Raw genomic sequence first — 18,383 nt, forward strand, 5'->3', positions numbered from 1 at the left:
CGAACGTGCAGACAGCAGGAGCATTTTTGTGTCCGATACGTCGTCCAGCCTGAACGCCTCAGCCGATCAGGCCACTCTCTCCGTTGGCGGCAAGACCGTCGAGCTGCCGGTCCAGCACCCGACCCTGGGCGCTCCGTGCATCGATATCGCCAAGGTGCCTCGCGCCACCGGTTGCTTCACCTACGACCCCGGCTTCACCGCCACCGCCAGCTGTAAGTCGGCCATCACCTACATCGATGGAGAAGAGGGCGTGCTGCTGTACCGCGGCTACCCGATCGAGCAGCTCGCGGAGAAGTCCAATTTCCTCGAAGTCGCCTATCTGCTGATCAACGGCGAGTTGCCCGACAAAGCCGGTTTCGCCGCTTTCGAGCACGACGTCACCCATCACACGATGATCCACGAGGCCTTTACCGGCTTCCTCGGCGGCTTCCGCCATGACGCCCATCCGATGGCGATGCTGGTCGGCATGCTCGGTTCGATGGCCAGCTTCTACCACAACGAACTCGACCTCGAGGATCCGGCCCAGCGCCGCCTGGCCGCCATCCGCCTGATCGCCAAGGTGCCGACGATAGCGGCGGCCTGCTACCGCCATTCGATCGGCTGGCCGTTGAACCACCCGCGCAACAACCTCGACTACACCACGCGCTTCCTGCACATGCTCTACGAAGTGCCGAGCGAGCCGCTGGAGCTCAACCCGATCGCCGCCAAGGCGATGGACCTGCTGTTCATCCTGCACGCCGATCACGAGCAGAACGCCTCCACCTCGACCGTTCGCCTTGTAGGCTCCACCGGCGCCAATCCCTACGCGTGCGTCGCCGCCGGCGTTGCAGCCCTGTGGGGTCCCGCGCACGGCGGTGCCAACGAGGCCGTGCTGAAGATGCTCAGCGAGATCGGCCGTCCCGAGAACGTGCAGTCCGCCGTTGACCGTGCCAAGGACCGTGATTCCGGCTTCCGCCTGATGGGCTTTGGCCACCGCGTCTACAAGAACTATGACCCGCGCGCCGCCCTGGTGCGCAAGATGACCCACGAGGTGCTCGGCGAGCTCGGCATCAACGACCCGCTGCTGGACGTGGCGATGAAGCTGGAAGAGGCTGCGCTTCAGGACGATTACTTCGTCGAGCGCAAGCTGTACCCCAACGTCGACTTCTACTCCGGGATCATCTACAAGGCGCTGGGTATCCCGGTGGAGATGTTCACCGTGATGTTCGCCATCGCACGCACCGCCGGCTGGGTGGCGCACTGGCTTGAACAGCAGGATGATCCGGAGAACAAGATCGGCCGTCCGCGGCAGATCTACACCGGCGCAGCCAACCGTGACTACGTCGGCGTGGACACGCGCTGATCGATTCGCGAGATCATGCTGTCAGTGAAAACCCCGCCTTGAGCGGGGTTTTTCATGGGTGAGGGGCGGTGCCGGAAGCCGTCCCCGCCAACGCTTCCCCGTCCCGCATCAGGCGTCGCAACTGGTTCGCGCTGGCGCGGCGCATCGGCTGGTCGTCTCCCCGTGCAAGCGGCGCCTGCCGAACCTGCAGCGATGGCAGGCCGACCAGTTCGAAGGCGACATCACCGGCAAAGAACCGCCATACCGGGAACTCTTCGTCGCGTCGGGCGTCCAGGCGTAGCCGGACACGGTCGGTGTCGGCGGGAATGTCGTGCTGCTGCAGGTGGTGGGCGACCGCGTCCGCATCGTCGTCATGCAGATGCAGGGTGACCACGCTCTGCGCATCGGCGGTGCCCTCCAGCACCGGCCCGGTCAGTCGGGGCTGGAAGGGGGCAAGGAACTCCATGGCTTCCAGCGCCGCCTCGCGATAGCGATGCGACAGTTCCGCGATTTCGGGACGGAACAGGCGTTGGTAATCCTGCAGCGCCTGCTCGATATGCTCGTTGTCGGGCAGCAGCGCCTTGTCGGTTACGCCCAGCCGCTGGGAGGCCTTGCGCCGTGCCTGTGGGTAGTCGCCGGCCTCGCCGGTGCCCATCAGCCGGGCGGCTTCCCGGGCGACACCATCGCGGATGCGTGAGTGTGCATCACTGCGCGGATGGGATCGCGCCTTGCCCGATTTCCCGCCGGCCATCCTGCCGGAGCGGGTGGATTTCAGGGGGCGTTTTGTCACGTTCTGCCTCCCGTTGCGACGCGCCACGCGTCAGAAGATGTCGAAGGATTCCTCGGTTGGCTCGTTCGACGAGTCATAGTACGCGGTGTCGGTTTGCATGCGCTCCAGATCCTCGACCTTCACCCACTCGGTCAGGCCGCCGCTTGCGCCGGGAATGAGCGTGCCGTTCGCCGATACCTGCACCTGGACCATGCCGTCGGGTGGCGTATTGGGGCTGATCGGCCGATCCTCCAGCGCGGCGCGCATGAAGTCGATCCAGATCGGCAGCGCCGCCTTGCCGCCGTACTCGCCGCGGCCAAGGGGTTTGAAATTGTCGCGGCCGACCCACACCGTGGTCGCAAGGTCACCACCGAAGCCGGAGAACCAGGCGTCCCGATGCTCGTTGGTCGAGCCGGTCTTGCCGCCCACGTCCTCACGTCCCAGCTCCTTGGCCCGCACGCCGGTACCGCGCTGGACGACGTCGCGCATCATCGACACCATCTGGTAGGCGACCCGGCCATCAATGGCGCGAGGCGCAACAATCATGTCCTCACGCGGCGGCGCCGGCGGCTCTTTCTCCACATCCACCTCCGCTGTCGCCTCCGTCGGAGCCGATGTGGGTGGGCCGAGATTGAAACCGCCGACCACCGTTGAAGCGGGCGCCGACGTTGCGCCGCCCGATGCGCCCGTGCCACGGCAGGTCCGGCACGCGGTCTTCGGATTCTCCTGGAACACCACCGCGCCATCACGGTCACGGACCTCTTCGATGAACCACGCATCCACCAGGAATCCGCCATTGGCGAAAGCGGCGTAGCCACGCGCGACCGACATCGGCGTCAACGATGCGGTGCCCAGCGACATGGACAGGTTGGGCGGCAAACTCGATTCCTCGAAGCCGAAATGGCTGATGTACTTGCGCGCATAGCTGACACCGATGGTGTCCAGCAGGCGCACGGAAACCAGGTTGCGCGAACGCACCAGGGCTTCGCGCAGGCGCATCGGCCCGGAGAAGCGTCCGTCATCGTTCTGCGGGCGCCACTCGCGGCCGCGCCGATCCTTGAACACCACCGGCGCATCCAGCACTACCGATGCCGGGTTGAAGCCCTGCTCGAGCGCAGCGGCATACAGGAACGGCTTGAAGCTGGAACCCGGCTGGCGTCGGGCCTGGGTCGCGCGGTTGAACTTGCTGCCGGCAAAGCTGAACCCACCTGATAGGGCGCGCAGGGCGCCGGTGTCAGCCTCCAGCGACACCAGAGCCGCCTCGGCGCGTGGCAGCTGGGTCAGTTCGTACTTTGGCAGGGCCGGTTCGGCTGCAGTGGCGCCGGCGTCTTTTGCCGCCGGTTCGATGCGGTGGACACGAACCAGGTCACCGCGCTTGAGCAACTGCGCGGGGCTGCGCCCGCCCCAGCCCTGACCCTTGTCCAGGGTCACCGCGCGACCGCTGGGCAGGACCACGCTGGCGCTGCTGCCTTCGATCGACAGGACGATCGCGGGGATCATGTCGGACTGCGCGGAGATGCTGCGAAGGCGCGCTTGCGCAGTAGCGGCGTCCTCGTCTTCGGCCAGATCGAAGTGCTGCTCCACGCCGTGCCAGCCGTGGCGCTTGTCGTAGATCACCAGTCCGTCGCGGACCGCCTGGTTGGCCGCGGCCTGCATCTGCGGGTCGATGGTGGTGATGACGTGGTAGCCGCGGGTCAGCGCTTCGGCGCCGTAGCGGGCAATCATCTCCTGCCGCACCATCTCGGCCACGAACGGCGAGTACATCTGCAGCGGCGGCTCGTGCGGGCTGGCGTGCATGGCTACGGCGCGCGCCGACGCGGCATCGGCAGCGCTGATGAAGCCCAGTTCCGCCATGCGCTGCAAGGTGTAGTCGCGGCGGATCTTCGCGCGGTCGGGGTTGCTGAGTGGGTTGCCGCTGGAGGGGAACTTGGGAATGCCGGCCAGCGAGGCGATCTCGTCCAGATCCAGTTCGTCGAGTTTCTTGCCGTAATAGAACTCCGCCGCTGCAGCAACGCCGTACGCACGGTTGCCGAAGAAACTCTTGTTGAGATACAGCTCCAGGATCTCGTCCTTGGACAGTTCGTTTTCCATCCGCCAGGCAAGCATCATCTCGGCGATCTTGCGGGTGTAGCTGTACTCGGAGCTCAGGAAAAACTGCCTGGCAACCTGCTGGGTGATCGTTGAGCCACCCGGGACCCGCTTGTCGTCGGTGGTGGCCAACAGCCACACGGCCCGCGCAACGCCCCGGTAGTCCACGCCGTTGTGTTCGTAGAAGCGGCTGTCCTCGATGGCGATGAAGGCCTGCTTCAGATGCTCGGGCACATCGGCGATATCAACCGGATAGCGTCGCGTCTCGCCGAACACCGCCATCAGCCGGCCGTCGCGCGCATAGACGTACATCGGCTCCTGCAACTCGACGTTGTGCAGTGACTCCACATCGGGCAGCTTGGGCGAGATCAGGTAATAGACGGTGGCCAGGGCCAGCACGCCAAGTACCGCAAGGCCGATCGCCGCCAGCACGGCCCAGCGCAGGAAACGTCGAAAGCGAAGATGCATCGAATGAGGTCCGGATGACGGTTTCGGCAATCGGCAAGTATAGAGGACCGCGAAGCGGGCGCTGGGTATCAAGACAAGACGCCGCGGGTCTGGAATACTGCGCCAAGGGGCAAGCCCATTTGCGACAGAAACGGGCACTGGTGGGCAGTTGGGGATGGAAGTGCTTGCGGGCTTGTGAAAAGTCCGTTATCTAAGGATCGGCCACAAGCGGTGCGTACAGCATCTGATGGCAAGGGGAGATAACTTTGGGCGTCATCAAGAAGAGCCAGCCGGCACTCGTCGGCGTGGATATCAGTTCGACTGCGGTCAAGCTTCTGCAGCTGTCGCGGGCTGGCAACCGGTATCGCGTGGAGCATTACGCGGTGGAGCCGTTGCCACCCAACGCGGTGGTGGAAATGAACATCGTGGAACCCGAGGCGGTTGGCGAGGCGATCAAGCGCGCCATGGCCCGCTCGGGCACCCGCGCCAAGCACGCTGCAGCAGCCGTGTCCGGATCGGCGGTGATCACCAAGGTGATCCCGATGCCGGCCGAGTTGGACGGCGATGACCTGGAAGCCCAGGTCGAGCTGGAAGCGGTCAACTACGTTCCCTACCCGATCGAGGAAGTGAACCTGGACTTCGAAGTGCTCGGGCCGATGCCCGGCAGCCCGGAGTCGGTGCAGGTGCTTCTGGCCGCATCGCGCTCGGAGAACGTCGAGGTCCGTGCCTCCGCGCTCGAGCTTGGGGGGCTTATCCCCCAGGTCATGGACGTCGAAGCGTTCGCGATCGAGAACGCGTTCGCCCTCATCGCCGATCAGCTGCCCATCCCGCGCGACGGTCTGGTCGCGCTGATCGATGCGGGAGCCACGATGACCACGCTCAACGTCATCCGCCATGGCCGCAGCATCTACAGCCGCGAACAGGTATTCGGCGGCAAGCAGCTGACCGACGAGATCATGCGCCGTTACGGCCTGAGCTATGAGGAAGCCGGTCTGGCGAAGCGCCAGGGCGGACTGCCGGAAACCTACGAGACGGAAACCCTGGATCCGTTCAAGGAAGCCCTCGTACAGCAGGTCAGCCGCCTGCTGCAGTTCTTCTACGCGGGCAGCGAACACAACCGGGTCGACCAGATCGTGCTGGCCGGGGGCTGCGCGGCCATCGCGGGCATCGCGCCGCTGGTCGAGGAGCAGCTGGGCGTGCCGACGATGATCGCCAACCCGCTGGCACACATGACGCTGGGACCACGGGTGCAGGCGCATGCACTCGCGCAGGATGCTCCGGCCCTGATGATCGCGTGCGGGCTGGCATTGAGGAGTTTTGACTGATGGCACGGATCAACCTTCTTCCGTGGCGCGCCGAGCGCCGCAAGCAGCGCCAGAAGGACACCATGCTGCTGCTGGCGCTGTCTGCGCTGGGTGCGATCGTGCTGTCGTTCATGATCATCTGGTACCACAACGCCCAGATCGACGGGCAGAACGAGCGCAACGATTACCTCAAGGCGCAGATCGCCGAGGTCGACAAGAAGATCGAGGAAATCGACGAGCTGGACCGCAAGAAGTCCCAGCTGCTGGCGCGCAAGGAAGTGATCGAGGAGCTGCAGGCCAACCGCTCGCAGATGGTCCATCTGTTTGACTCGCTGGTGCGCACCATCCCTGACGGCGTCGTGCTGACATCCATCAAGCAGGACAACGAAACGCTCACCCTTGAAGGCCGCTCGCAGTCCAACGCGCGCGTCAGTACCTACATGCGCAACCTGGAAGGCTCGGGCTGGATGACCCGTCCGGAACTGTCGATCATCGAGGCGAAGGGCTTTGAGCAGGGCCTTCCCTACGAGTTCAAGTTGCAGGTCAAGCTGGCCAACCCCAGCGCGACCACTGACGAGGACGGCGATGGCGTTGCCGATGAGCAGGTCGCCCAGCTCACCCCGGCGGCTGACGGCTTTGTCGAGCCGCCGGTGGCAACCGTCACCCCCCTGGGCGGTGGCACGGATGCAGGTGCGGCTGCCCGCAGTGAAGACGCTGCCGACATCGCACAGCCGGCGGACGACGCAACCGAGGAACCCGTCGCGCCGGCCGAGTCGGCCGATGCCAGTGAGAGTGGAGCCGCGTCGTGAGCAAGAAAATCAATATCAAGGAACTGGACTTCAACAACATCGGCGGCTGGCCGCAACAGGCCAAGGTCGGCCTGTGCGTGATCCTGGTCCTGCTGATCGTGGGCCTCAGCTGGTGGCTGTTCGTGCGTGACAAGCGCGACACCCTGGAGGGCCTGGAGCGGACTGAAACCGAGTTGCGCGGCACCTTCGAGACCAAGCAGGGCAGGGCATCCAACCTGGAGCCGCTGAAGCTGCAATTGGCCGAGATGGAGCAGCAACTGCAGCAGATGTTGCGCCAGTTGCCGAGCAAGACCGAGATGCCCGACCTGATCGTCGACATCTCGCAGACCGCACTGGCGACCGGTATTACCAACGAGCTGTTCCAGCCTGGTCCCGAGCAGCCCAAGGAGTTCTACGCCGAGAAGCCCATCTCCCTGCGCATGGTCGGCTCGTATCACCAGTTCGGTGGCTTCGTCAGCGGCGTGGCGTCGCTCCCACGGGTGGTGATCATGACGATGCACGACATCTCGCTGAAGCCACGTGGTGCCGGGAAAGAGACGGGCATCACCGCCAACTCGCCGCTGGAGCTGGCCGGGACGGTGAAGACCTACCGCTACCTGGACGAAGAAGAAATGGCGGAGCAAAGCGCTGCCGCGGAAGCTGAAAAGAAGGGGGCAAAATGATGGGCAACTCGACCATCCGCCGCCGTGCGGGAGCGCCACGCCTGTTGCTGGTAGCCGTGGCGCTGGTTGCCGTGGCCGGCTGCACGCGCGGCGTGACCAGCACCTACGGCGACGCGCCGAACCTGGAAGGCTGGGTCGCCGACGTCAAGACGCGACCGGCGCCACCGCTGGATCCCTTGCCGATCATGCAGCAGTTCGAAACCTTCGAATATGCAGCGCACGGCCTGCGGGATCCTTTCAGCAACGCATTCACCGACCGCGACAACGGCGGCGGTCCACGGCCGGATTCGGACCGGCGCAAGGTGCCGCTGGAGCAGTTCCCGCTCGATTCGCTGGACATGGTCGGAACGCTGGGCCGCGGCGGTGCAACCGTGGCCCTGGTGATGGCGCCCGACAAGGTGACCTACAAAGTGACCCGGGGTGAGTACATGGGTCAGAGCGACGGTCGGGTGACCGGCGTGTTCGAGGACCGCATCGAGTTGGTGGAACTGGTGTCGGACGGTGCGGGGGGCTGGCTGGAACGTCCGGCGTCGCTCACCTTGGAAGATCAATAAGGATTGGGGAATTAGCACGATGACCGTTTATAAAGCCATACGATCGCCACGTGCGCAGCGCCCCATGGTGCTCCGCAATACAGGTTTGGGCCTGCTGCTGGGGGCGATGGCCGCCGTCAGCGGCGTCCACGCCGCCGGACCGGTAGGTGCCAACCCGGGCCAGATGACCGGCGCGCATGTCGCACCGGCCTCCAGCCCGGATCCTGCCAAACAGGTCCCCGGAACCGTCTCGGTGTCCAACATCGACTTCAAGCGCGGCGATGGCGGCGCGGGTCGCCTGATCCTGAGCTTCACCGGCGAAGGTGCTGCGCCGGACATGCGCAGCCAAGGGAACTCGGTGGTCATCAACGTGGCCAACGCTTCGCTTCCGGCGAACCTGCAGCGACCGCTGAACGTGTCCGACTTTGCCACTCCTGTGGACAATATCGAGGCGCGCAGCAGCGGCGGTGGCACCACCCTGGTGCTCAACACCGGCGGCCCGTTCGAATCGATGGCCTACCAGACGGGCAAGGACTACGTGGTCGAGATCGTGCCGCGCGCCGAGGTGGCCACGGCTGCCAGGTCGAGCCGTGCGCCGGCGATGGGCGCAACCAGTGGCGTATCGACGACGGAGACCAAGGTCTACGGTGGCCGTCCGGTCACGTTCAACTTCCAGGACGTGCCGGTGCGCACGGTGCTGCAGTTGGTGGCCGAGGAATCCAACCTCAACATCGTTGCCGCCGACAGTGTCAGCGGCAACGTGACCCTGCGGTTGATCAATGTGCCGTGGGACCAGGCGCTGGACATCGTGTTGCAGGCCAAGGGGCTGGACAAGCGCCGCAGCGGCAACGTGGTGTGGGTGGCCCCGCAGTCCGAGCTGGCCCAGCATGAGCAGGCCCGCGAAGATGCGCGGATCGCCATGTCCAACCGCGTCGAGCTGGTCACCGAGTACATCCAGATCAACTATCACAACGCCGGCCAGATCTACACGGCGCTGACCGAAGCCAAGGGCGTGGGCGGTTCGGGTGGCGGCGGTGGCGGCAGCGGTGGCAGCAGCAACACCGACACCGGTTTCCTGTCCCCGCGTGGACGGCTGGTCGCCGACGAGCGCACCAACACCCTGATGATCAGCGACACGCCGAAGAAAGTCGCCGAGATGAAGGAACTCATCGCCGTGATCGACCGTCCGGTCGACCAGGTGGTGATCGAGGCGCGCGTCGTTGTTGCTACCGAGAGCTTCTCGCGTGAGTTGGGCGCGCGGTTTGGGGTCAGCGGCACCAAGGACAATGTCGGCTTCAGCGGCAATCTCGAGGCGAACAAGGAAAACCTCAATTCGGTCAATGATTCCAGCGCCGCAACCACAATCACTCGCGGGTTGATGAGCAACCTGGCCGTCGCCAACCCCGCCGGCGCGGTTGCGCTGTCGATCCTCAACGCCGGTTACCTGCTCGACATCGAGTTGTCGGCGATGCAGACCCAGGGCCGTGGTGAGGTGATTTCCAACCCGCGTATCGTCACCAGCAACCAGCGTGAGGCGATCATCAAGCAGGGTCAGGAAGTGGGTTACGTGACCATCCAGCCGGCGACGGCGGGTGGTGTGGCGACCCCGAGCGTGCAGTTCAAGGAAGTCGTGCTGGAAATGAAGGTCACCCCGACCATCACCAACGACGGCCGCGTGTTCCTCAACCTCAACGTCAAGAAGGACGAGATCGAGGGCTTCGTCAAGACCGGTATCGGCGACGTGCCCCAGATCAGCACCCGCGAGGTCAACACCGCGGTGCTGGTGGAAGACGGCCAGACCGTCGTGGTCGGCGGCGTGTACGAGTTCCGCGACCGCGAAGACGCCAGCAAGGTGCCGTTCCTGGGGGACATCCCCTTCCTTGGCAACCTGTTCAAGAAGAAGGGTCGCCAGAAGGAGAAGGCGGAACTGCTGATCTTCGTCACGCCGAAGGTGCTGGAGGTACAGCAGCGCAGCCACCGCAACTGATCCAGCGGTGGGATCGGAAAAGCGGAGCCTTCGGGCTCCGTTTTTTTTGGTGAACGCTGAACGTCGATGGCCCCGCGTTGAACCCCTGGCTTCCACTTGGGTCAAACTTGTCCCGTGCCTGCAATCGGGGACGCCACCGGGATTCTTGATGGAACACGTGACTGACGATTTCGCACCCGCCGCCGCGCCCGGCGAACACGCCACGCCAGGTCGGCTGCAGGCGGCGTTTGACGAGCTGCGCGGCGCGCTGTCGGAACAGATCATCGGCCAGTCGCGGCTGGTGGAACGGCTGCTGATTGCACTGCTCGCCGATGGCCACCTGCTGGTGGAAGGCGCGCCCGGCCTGGCCAAGACCACGGCGATCCGGGCGCTGGCATCGCGGCTGGACGCGCAGTTCGCCCGTGTGCAGTTCACCCCGGACCTGCTGCCCTCCGACCTCACCGGCACCGAGATCTGGCGGCCGCAGGACGGCCGCTTCGAGTTCATGCCCGGCCCGGTATTCCACCCGATCCTGCTGGCCGATGAGATCAACCGGGCGCCGGCCAAGGTCCAGTCGGCGCTGCTGGAGGCGATGGGCGAGCGCCAGGTGACGGTGGGGCGGGCGACCTATCCGCTACCGGACCTGTTCCTGGTGATGGCGACCCAGAACCCGATCGAGCAGGAGGGAACCTTCCCCTTGCCCGAGGCGCAGCTGGACCGTTTCCTGATGCACGTGCGGATCGGCTATCCCGACGTGGAGGCCGAGACGCGCATCCTGGAACTCGCACGCAACCAGGCGCGCCGTGCGCTGACCCACACCGAGCCGGTGTTCCAGAAACTGCCACTGGAAGACGTTTTCGCCGCCCGCGCCGAGGTGCTCGAGCTGCACGTGGCTCCCATGGTGGAGCGTTACCTGGTGGAGCTGGTGCTGGCCTCGCGCGACGCCAGCAGCTACGACCCCGCCCTCGCGCTCCGGATCGAGTGGGGCGCGAGCCCCCGCGGTTCGATCGCGCTGGAGCGCTGCGCGCGTGCACGCGCTTGGCTGCTGGGGCGGGATTTCGTCACTCCCGACGACGTGCGCGAGGTGGCGCCGGATGTGCTGCGCCACCGCGTGCTGCCCAGTTACGAAGCGACCGCTGAAGGCTGGGACGGAGACCGCCTGGTCGCCGAACTCATTGCGAAGGTTCCGTTGCCGTGAGCGATGGGGTCATCCCCGCGATCGAGGAACTGGTGGCACTGCGTGCCGCAGTGACCGGGCGCCGGACGCCGCGCCGGGGCAGCCACGGCGGCAGCCAGGCGATTTCCCCCATGCGGGGCCGGGGAATGGAGTACGCCGAGTCGCGCGAGTACGCCGCCGGCGACGACGCCCGCCATATCGATTGGCGGGTCACCGCCCGCACCGGGCGTGCCCACACCAAGCTCTACCAGGCCGAGCGCGAGCGCTTGACCCTGATCGTCGCCGACACCGCCGCCAGCCTGTATTTCGGTACCCGCGTGCGCTTCAAGTCGGTGCAGGCGGCGCGCGCCGGTGCCATCGCGGCCTGGGCGGCGACACGCGACGGCGACCGCGTCGCGGCGCTGCGCGGCTCCACGATCGAGCCACCGGTTTCCCCGGCCGGCGGCGCCCGTGGCGCGCTGCGGGTGATCGAGGCGCTGGCCCGCTGGTACGCCGCGCCGCCCGATGACGACAAGGGCCTGGCGGTCGCCCTGGACCATGCCCAGCGGGTGGTGCGTCCAGGCTCGCGGGTGCTGGTGCTGGCCGATCCCGCCAGCGTCGCGGCCATGCCCGCGTCGCGCTGGACCGCGCTGGCGCGCCACCAGGAGGTGGTCCTGCTGCTGTTGACCGATCCGCTTGAAGCGGATCCGCCGCGCGCAGTGCTGCCGTTCCAAGGGGAAGGCGGTCGGGTCGAGGTCGATCTTGCCGGCGATGCGGCGCGGCAGCGCTGGGACGCCGAGTTCTCCGCTCCGGTGCAGATGGCGTTGAAGACCCTGCCGACCCGCGGCGTGCGGGTACATGTCCTGTCCAGCGATGCCCCCAGCGAATCCTGGCTCGCCCTGCAGAACCGACGTCCCGCGCTGGTTGCGTGATGCAGGATCCGACACTGCTGCTGCGCGATATCCATCAGCCGCCGGCGCCGCCGTTCTGGCCGCCGGCGCCCGGATGGTGGCTGTTGGCCGGTGCAGTCCTGCTGGTGCTGGGCATCGTGATGGGGCTGCGTTGGAAGCGCGCGCGGCGGCGGCGGGAAATCGCAGCGATCTTCGACAATGCGTTGGATGAGGCGGCAACCCCGACCGCCGAAGTGGCTGCGATCTCCCAGCTTCTGCGCCGTGCCGCGCGCCGCATCGATCCGGAAGCGGACCGCCTGCAGGGCGATGCATGGCTGGCATTTCTCGATCGCCCGGCTGGGAACACCCGTCGCAGCCGGAAAGCGAGCGCGACGGACGGTGGGTTCGGGGGTGCACCGGGTCGCCTTCTGCTGGAGGGCGCGTTCCGGCCCGAGGTCGACCCGGCCGATGTCGCAACGTTGCGCTCGCTGGCACGTGCGCGGTTCCAGCAGTGGATGCTGGACCAATGAGCGGCCTGCTGGCGAATACCGTGGGCGCGTGGCTGGATGGTTTCGCTTGGCCGTGGTTGTTGCTGGCGTTGCCATTGCCGTGGCTGGCGCGCCGGGTGCTCCCCGCCCGGCGGAGTTCGGCGCCCGCCCTGGCGGTGCCCTTCGGTGATCGCCTCGCCGGCATTGGTGCGGCCGCCGCCGGCAGCGGCCGCAGCGCTGGCACCTGGTTGGCATGGGCGGCATGGGTCTTGCTCTGCCTGGCGGTGGCGCGACCGCAACAGGTCGGCGAGGCGGTCATGCCGCCGCAATCGGGGCGCGAGATGATGGTCGCGCTGGATCTTTCCGGCAGCATGAGCGAGCCCGACATGATGCTCGGCGGGCGCCGGGTGGACCGGTTGACTGCGGCCAAGGCGGTGCTGTCGGACTTCCTCGATCACCGCGAAGGCGATCGGGTGGGTTTGCTGGTGTTTGGCCAGCGCGCGTATGTGCTGGCGCCACCGACGCTGGATCTGGCGACGGTACGCCAACAGCTCGGCGACAGCGTGGTCGGACTGGCCGGTCGGGAGACCGCGATCGGCGACGGCATCGGCCTGGCGGTAAAGCGCCTGGTCAGCGGCGCGGAGGATCGCGAGTCCGGCGCGCACGTGCTGATCCTGCTCACCGACGGCGTCAACAACGCGGGGATGCTGGAACCGCTGAAGGCTGCTGAGCTGGCAAGCGACGCTGGTGTGCGTGTCTACACCGTCGCCTTCGGCGGTGATGGCGCGATGTCGGTGTTCGGGTTCCAGCTGCCGGTTCCCGCCGGCGAGGACGAGGTCGATGAGGCAACGCTCACGCAGATCGCTGAAAGCACCGGCGGGCGGTTCTTCCGCGCCCGTGACACCGCCCAACTGGCCGGCATATACGCCGAAATCGACCGGTTGGAGCCGATCCGGCAACCGGGTGAAGCGTTGAGGCCGCGGATCGAACGCTACCAGTGGCCCCTGGGCGCGGCGCTCGGCTTGGGCTTGCTCGGCTTCGCCGCGCCGCGCCGGAGGCCATCGTGATCGCGGCGCTTGGGCAACTGCAGTGGCTGCGGCCGGACTGGCTGTGGGCGCTGGCGCTGCTGCCGGTGCTGGCGTGGTGGTGGCAGCGCCGCCGCACCCGCGCCAGCATCTGGACGCAGGCGGTGGACGCCCATCTGTTGCCGCATCTGCTCAAGCCAAGCCCGGCCACGCGTCGCTGGCTGGCGCCGGCGATCGCCGCATTGGCGTTCACCCTCGCGGTGCTGGCTTTGGCCGGCCCCAGCCTGCGCGAGGTCCAGCAACCGCTGTGGACGCAGGACTCGCCGCTGGTGGTCGCGGTCGACCTGTCCAGCGCGAGCCTTGCCGCGGATACGCCGCCGTCGCGCATCGCACGGGTGCGGGTGAAGCTGGCCAGCTTGCTCGCCGGTCGCCAAGGCGGGCAGGTCGGTCTGGTCGCCTGGGCGGGGGAGGCGTTCACAGTGGCGCCGCTGACCGCCGACACCGCCAACGTCGCCTTGTTTCTGGACGCGCTGGACCCCGATGTCATGCCGGTCGAGGGCCAGCGACCGGACCGGGCGATCGCCCGGTCGGCGCAGTTGCTGGCCCAGGCCGGATTCCAGGACGGGACGATCCTGCTGTTGAGCGATCACGCGACCCCGGCGGCACGGGCGGAAGCCGCCAAGGCAAAGGCGCGTGGCTACACGGTATCGGCCCTGGGGCTGGGGACGGCGGAGGGAGCGCCGTATCGCACGGCCGGCGGCGCGATCGATGTCGCGCGCCGCGATGATGCGTCCTTGCAGGACCTCGCGGCGGCCGGCGGCGGCCGCTACGCCGCGCTTGGCGAAAGCAACGACGATCTCGCGACGCTCGGCGTACTGGATTCCCGCCGTGGCACCGGCGCTGCAGACGGTGCGGAGCCGGGCACTTCGGTCACCACCCGTCAGGACGACGGCTACTGGTTGCTGTTGCCCCTGATGCTGCTGGCGCTGCTCGCGTTCCGTCGCGGCGCGCCCGTCCTGCTGCTGGTGCTGTGCCTCTGGCTGCCGGGTCGCGACGCATTGGCGGCGGACCTGTGGCAACGGCCGGACCAGCGCGCGCATCGCACCATGCAGGACGCGGAAGCGGCCTACCGGCGCGGCGACTTCGAAGAGGCGGCGAAGATCTACGCGGATGTCGACGGCGCCGACGCGGACTACAACCGTGGCAACGCCCTTGCGCGCCAGGGCAGGTACGCCGACGCCATCGCCGCGTATGACCAGGCACTGAAGGCGGCGCCGACCATGGAGGACGCGATCGCCAACCGGCGGGCGGTGGAAGCGGCGATGAAGCGCAAGCCTCCGCCGGGCCCGAAGTCGTCTTCGGGCGAGTCCGGGGAGCCCAAGGGCGACGACGATGCGGGCTCCGGCAACAGCGACCCTTCGTCCGATGCCGACAGTCAGAAGAAAGACCCGGCGACGGACCAGGACCATGACAAGGATGCCGGCGACGGTCGCGGCGGGGATACGCCGGCGGCGCAGGACGAGCAGGACAAGTCTTCCCGCTCAGGCAGCGACGCCCAGAACGGGACGGACAACGAGCCCGAAGCCGCCGATGCCGAGGCCCAGGCGGCTGCCGATGCGGCGCAGCGCGAGCGCATGCGTGAAGCGCTCGAAAGCGCGGGAGAGCATGGCAAAAGCGAGGGTAGTGCCGCTGCCGATGCGACGCCCGAGAGTGCCGATGAGCGCGAACGGCGCGTCGCCAACGAGGCCTGGCTGCGGCGGATCCCCGATGATCCCGGCGGCCTGCTGCGGCGCAAGTTCCGGATCGAATACGAGCGCCGCCAGCGCGAAGGGAGCACCGATTGATGAAGCCCATGGCTCGAGGAATCCTGCAGACGCTCGCCTGCCTGCTGTTGCTGGTCAGCCTGGACGCGAGCGCCAGGACACGGGCGTGGCTGGACCGCGACCACATCGCGATGGGCGAGACAACGACGCTCAATATCGAGACCGACACCGGCACCGCGCCCGACTACGCGCCGCTGCAGGCGGATTTCGCGATCAGTGGCCACACCAGTCGCCGCCAGGTGGAACTGGGCGGTGGCAAGGTCACCAGCCGCACCCTGTATGCCGTTGCGCTGCAGCCGCGGCGCGAGGGCCTGTTGACGATTCCCGGGATCGCCGTGGGTGGCGAGAAGACCAATCCGCTGCCGCTGACGGTGGCGCCCGCAAGTGCGGCCACCCGGTCGCAGGCTGGCGCGGACGTCTTCCTGGAAAGCGAGCCCGACGACGCCTCGCCCTACGTGCAGCAGGCGGTCGGCTGGACGGTGCGGCTGTATTCGGCGGTGCCGCTGGTGTCGGGCCAGCTCGACCAGCCCGCACCGCCGGGCGTCTCGCTGACCCAGGTCGGTGAGGACCTGCGCTTTGACCGCCAGATCGGCGGACGTGACTACAGCGTGGTCGAGCGTCATTACCTGCTGGTTCCTGACCGCAGCGGCCCGGTGGAGGTGCCCGGCGCGATCTTCCGCGGCCGCGGTGTGAGCGGGTTTTTCGATGACCTGATGGGGCGCGGCGACAGCCTGCAGGCGAAGGCGCCCGCCATGACCCTGAGCGTGAAACCGATTCCGGCCCAGGCGCCGCAACCCTGGCTGCCGCTGCAGGGGCTGGAATTGCGCTATCTGACGACGCCGCAGAGTGCCGAGGCCGGTGCGGCGGCCACGCTCACCGTGGAGGCGGTGGTGGACGGCGCGAGCGCGTCGCAGTTGCCGGAACTGCAACTGCCGGAGGTTGCCGGCGCGCAGGTGTTCCCCGAGCCGGTGCAGACCGAAGAGCGCTGGGTCGATGGTCGACCCCAGGTCACCCTGCGCCGTCAGTTCGCGCTGGTGCCCGCGCAGCCAGGGACGCTGCGTATTCCCGGTCCACAGATGCCCTGGTGGGATGCCGTGGCCGGACAGGCGCGTACCGCCGAGCTGCCCGCACTCGCCCTAGAAGTCTCGGCAGCGGCCAGCAGCGGGTCCGCTACGGCGATCTCAAACGCACCAAGTGTTGCCGCCGCCGACGGCATGGGTACTGACAATGGCGCCGGTGCGGCGCAGGGCGGCGGCGTGAACCACCAGCCGTGGGTCATCGCCACGGTGGGCTTCGGCCTGGCCTGGCTGCTGACGCTGTTGTGGGGCCTGCACCGTGTGCCCGCGTCCGCATCCGGCGCTGTCGCCGGGGCGGTTGCCGGTCCGATTGCCCCGGGTACGAAGCGGCCCCCGGCGGACCTGTCCGGCTTCGCCAGGTCGCTGGATCACGGCGACTTCGACGAGGTCGCCACGCGGCTGTGCGCTCTGGCGCGACCGCCTGCGGCCGACATCGACGAGGCGCGCGCCCGGCTTGCCGATCCGGCCCAGCGCGAGGCGGTGGCGGCAATGCAGCGCGCACGCTGGGGAGACGGCGACGGGGTCGATGCGCGACAGCAGCTGCGATCGGCCTTCGCGCGCGGCCCGCAATGGCGCGACAGCCAGGGCGGCGCGACGACCTCGACGGAGTTGCTGCCGCCGCTGTATCCACCGCGCTGAGGCAGGCCTCGGCGAGAGCGGGTTTGTTACGCTCGGGCGCTGCCACCGGGGAGTGCACTGATGACCGATTCCACGCCTGACACCGCGCCGCGGACCCGCATGCCGCTGCACTGGAAGATGGCGATCGGCTTCGCGTCCGGCCTGCTGCTGGGACTGCTGGTGTACTCGGCTCAGGTGCCGGGCGCCGACGTGTTCATGCGCTACGTGACCGACCCCGTCGGCCAGCTGTTCCTGCGATTGCTGTTCATGCTGGTGATTCCGCTGATCTTCTCCGCACTGGTGCTGGGCGTGGTGGAGATCGGCGATCCCGAGTCGCTGGGCCGGATCGGCCTGAAGACGCTGCTCTACATTCTTGTGGTCACCGCGATCGCGGTCGCCATCGGCATGCTGATGGTCAACGTGTTCCAGCCGGGCGCGGGCATGTCACGCGAGGTCGGCGAGGCACTGATGGCGCGCGAATCCGAGGCCAGCGCGGCGATCATGACCCACCGCGAGTCGCTGTCGGGCATCGACATCCTGCTCAACATCGTGCCCCGCAACCCGGTGCAGGCCGCCGCCGATGGCGAGCTGATCTCGGTGATGTTCTTCGCGCTGATGTTCGGTATCGCCGCGACGGTGATGCGCACGCCGGGCGTCAACGCGTTTGTCGGCACTGTGCAGGGCGTCTACGAGATCAGCCTGAAACTGATCGACTGGGTGATCCGGACCGCGCCCTACGCGGTGTTCGCGCTGATGTTCAGCCTGGCGGCGAAGGTCGGGCTTACCGCGCTCAAGCCGCTGGCGATGTACGTGCTGGTGGCGGCCGGCGCGATGGTGCTGCACATGGTGGTCGTGTTCCCGCTGCTGCTGCGCTTCGTGGGCGGCATGTCGCCGCTGTTCTTCTTCCGTCGCGCCCAACTGGCGATGCTGACCGCGTTCTCGACCTCGTCCTCCAGCGCGACCCTTCCGACCACCCTGCGCGTGGCCGAGGAGGAGCTGGGAACGCCGCGGCGGATCGGCCGGTTCGTCTGCACGCTGGGCGCGACCGCCAACATGAACGGCACGGCCCTGTTCGAAGGCGTGACGGTGCTGTTCCTGGCGCAGTTTTTCCTGATCGACCTCAGCCTGGGCCAGCAGGTGCTGATCGTGCTGATGTGCGTGCTTGGCGGGGTGGGCGCGGCCGGTGTGCCGGGTGGATCGCTGCCGGTCATCGCGATGATCCTGGTGATGTTCGGCATTCCCCCGGAAGGGCTGGGCCTGATCCTGGGAGTCGACCGCTTCCTCGACATGTGCCGGACCTGCGTCAACGTCACCGGCGATCTGGTCGGCACGGTGGTGATTTCACACAGCGAGGCGGGCAGGGCTCACGTCGAACTGCCTGAGTGAGGCCGCGTTTGGCCACACGCGC

The 18,383-nt window shown here is 67.4% G+C and carries 15 protein-coding genes; 13 read left to right on the forward strand and 2 right to left on the reverse strand.

Annotated features, from left to right (window positions below; translation table 11 throughout):
- Nucleotides 1-49 precede the first annotated feature (49 nt).
- The gene (locus INQ42_RS03210; protein ID WP_194035724.1) at nt 50-1,342 is read left to right on the forward strand and encodes a citrate synthase; all 1,293 of its coding nucleotides are present in this window, start codon (nt 50-52) and stop codon (nt 1,340-1,342) included.
- A gap of 52 nt (nt 1,343-1,394) precedes the next feature.
- Here the strand turns inward: INQ42_RS03210 and INQ42_RS03215 are convergent, their stop codons facing one another.
- Nucleotides 1,395-2,072, reverse strand: a complete 678-nt coding sequence (locus INQ42_RS03215) for a hypothetical protein (protein ID WP_194035725.1) — start codon at nt 2,070-2,072, stop codon at nt 1,395-1,397.
- 69 nt (nt 2,073-2,141) lie between these two features.
- On the reverse strand, nt 2,142-4,646 hold the full coding sequence (locus tag INQ42_RS03220) for a penicillin-binding protein 1A (protein WP_194035110.1): 2,505 nt from the start codon (nt 4,644-4,646) through the stop codon (nt 2,142-2,144).
- 245 nt (nt 4,647-4,891) lie between these two features.
- On the opposite strand from INQ42_RS03220, the gene INQ42_RS03225 reads away from it, so the two are divergent.
- From INQ42_RS03225 to INQ42_RS03280, 12 genes are all read left to right on the forward strand, one after another.
- Nucleotides 4,892-5,950, forward strand: a complete 1,059-nt coding sequence (locus INQ42_RS03225) for a pilus assembly protein PilM (RefSeq protein ID WP_194035111.1) — start codon at nt 4,892-4,894, stop codon at nt 5,948-5,950.
- The gene (locus tag INQ42_RS03230) at nt 5,950-6,738 is read left to right on the forward strand and encodes a PilN domain-containing protein (RefSeq protein WP_194035112.1); all 789 of its coding nucleotides are present in this window, start codon (nt 5,950-5,952) and stop codon (nt 6,736-6,738) included. The genes INQ42_RS03225 and INQ42_RS03230 overlap by 1 nt, the downstream gene beginning before the upstream one ends.
- Nucleotides 6,735-7,400: a type IV pilus inner membrane component PilO gene (locus tag INQ42_RS03235; RefSeq protein WP_194035113.1), complete on the forward strand. Its 666-nt coding sequence runs from the start codon at nt 6,735-6,737 to the stop codon at nt 7,398-7,400. The genes INQ42_RS03230 and INQ42_RS03235 overlap by 4 nt, the downstream gene beginning before the upstream one ends.
- Entirely contained in the window at nt 7,400-7,954 is a 555-nt protein-coding gene (locus INQ42_RS03240; protein ID WP_194035114.1) for a pilus assembly protein PilP, read from the forward strand. Before INQ42_RS03235 ends, INQ42_RS03240 begins: the two co-directional genes overlap by 1 nt.
- Before the next feature lie 19 nt (nt 7,955-7,973).
- Entirely contained in the window at nt 7,974-9,920 is a 1,947-nt protein-coding gene (locus INQ42_RS03245) for a type IV pilus secretin PilQ (RefSeq protein ID WP_407070781.1), read from the forward strand.
- Nucleotides 9,921-10,068: 148 nt separating this feature from the next.
- Nucleotides 10,069-11,097, forward strand: a complete 1,029-nt coding sequence (locus tag INQ42_RS03250; protein ID WP_194035116.1) for an AAA family ATPase — start codon at nt 10,069-10,071, stop codon at nt 11,095-11,097.
- The gene (locus INQ42_RS03255) at nt 11,094-11,987 is read left to right on the forward strand and encodes a DUF58 domain-containing protein (RefSeq protein ID WP_407070782.1); all 894 of its coding nucleotides are present in this window, start codon (nt 11,094-11,096) and stop codon (nt 11,985-11,987) included. Before INQ42_RS03250 ends, INQ42_RS03255 begins: the two co-directional genes overlap by 4 nt.
- On the forward strand, nt 11,987-12,475 hold the full coding sequence (locus INQ42_RS03260) for a DUF4381 family protein (RefSeq protein WP_194035117.1): 489 nt from the start codon (nt 11,987-11,989) through the stop codon (nt 12,473-12,475). Before INQ42_RS03255 ends, INQ42_RS03260 begins: the two co-directional genes overlap by 1 nt.
- Nucleotides 12,472-13,500, forward strand: a complete 1,029-nt coding sequence (locus INQ42_RS03265; RefSeq protein WP_194035118.1) for a vWA domain-containing protein — start codon at nt 12,472-12,474, stop codon at nt 13,498-13,500. Before INQ42_RS03260 ends, INQ42_RS03265 begins: the two co-directional genes overlap by 4 nt.
- Complete coding sequence (locus tag INQ42_RS03270; RefSeq protein ID WP_194035119.1) at nt 13,497-15,302, forward strand: tetratricopeptide repeat protein; 1,806 nt, start codon at nt 13,497-13,499, stop codon at nt 15,300-15,302. Before INQ42_RS03265 ends, INQ42_RS03270 begins: the two co-directional genes overlap by 4 nt.
- Nucleotides 15,302-16,996, forward strand: coding sequence for a BatD family protein (locus INQ42_RS03275; protein ID WP_194035120.1), 1,695 nt, complete (start codon nt 15,302-15,304; stop codon nt 16,994-16,996). The genes INQ42_RS03270 and INQ42_RS03275 overlap by 1 nt, the downstream gene beginning before the upstream one ends.
- A gap of 60 nt (nt 16,997-17,056) precedes the next feature.
- Nucleotides 17,057-18,361, forward strand: a complete 1,305-nt coding sequence (locus INQ42_RS03280) for a dicarboxylate/amino acid:cation symporter (protein ID WP_194035121.1) — start codon at nt 17,057-17,059, stop codon at nt 18,359-18,361.
- Nucleotides 18,362-18,383: the final 22 nt, after the last annotated feature.

Origin of the sequence: Lysobacter avium (assembly GCF_015209745.1) — a bacterium.
In the GTDB taxonomy this organism is placed as follows: Bacteria; Pseudomonadota; Gammaproteobacteria; order Xanthomonadales; family Xanthomonadaceae; genus Novilysobacter; species Novilysobacter avium.

Bases quoted from the DNA above. Each gene is read 5' to 3' on its own strand.
- INQ42_RS03215 (WP_194035725.1), bottom strand. From the start codon at position 2,072: ATGGCCGGCGGGAAATCGGGCAAGGCGCGATCCCATCCGCGCAGTGAT.
- INQ42_RS03220 (WP_194035110.1), bottom strand. From the start codon at position 4,646: ATGCATCTTCGCTTTCGACGTTTCCTGCGCTGGGCCGTGCTGGCGGCG.
- INQ42_RS03230 (WP_194035112.1), top strand. From the start codon at position 5,950: ATGGCACGGATCAACCTTCTTCCGTGGCGCGCCGAGCGCCGCAAGCAG.
- INQ42_RS03240 (WP_194035114.1), top strand. From the start codon at position 7,400: ATGGGCAACTCGACCATCCGCCGCCGTGCGGGAGCGCCACGCCTGTTG.
- INQ42_RS03245 (WP_407070781.1), top strand. From the start codon at position 7,974: ATGACCGTTTATAAAGCCATACGATCGCCACGTGCGCAGCGCCCCATG.
- INQ42_RS03250 (WP_194035116.1), top strand. From the start codon at position 10,069: ATGGAACACGTGACTGACGATTTCGCACCCGCCGCCGCGCCCGGCGAA.
- INQ42_RS03260 (WP_194035117.1), top strand. From the start codon at position 11,987: ATGCAGGATCCGACACTGCTGCTGCGCGATATCCATCAGCCGCCGGCG.
- INQ42_RS03265 (WP_194035118.1), top strand. From the start codon at position 12,472: ATGAGCGGCCTGCTGGCGAATACCGTGGGCGCGTGGCTGGATGGTTTC.
- INQ42_RS03275 (WP_194035120.1), top strand. From the start codon at position 15,302: ATGAAGCCCATGGCTCGAGGAATCCTGCAGACGCTCGCCTGCCTGCTG.
- INQ42_RS03280 (WP_194035121.1), top strand. From the start codon at position 17,057: ATGACCGATTCCACGCCTGACACCGCGCCGCGGACCCGCATGCCGCTG.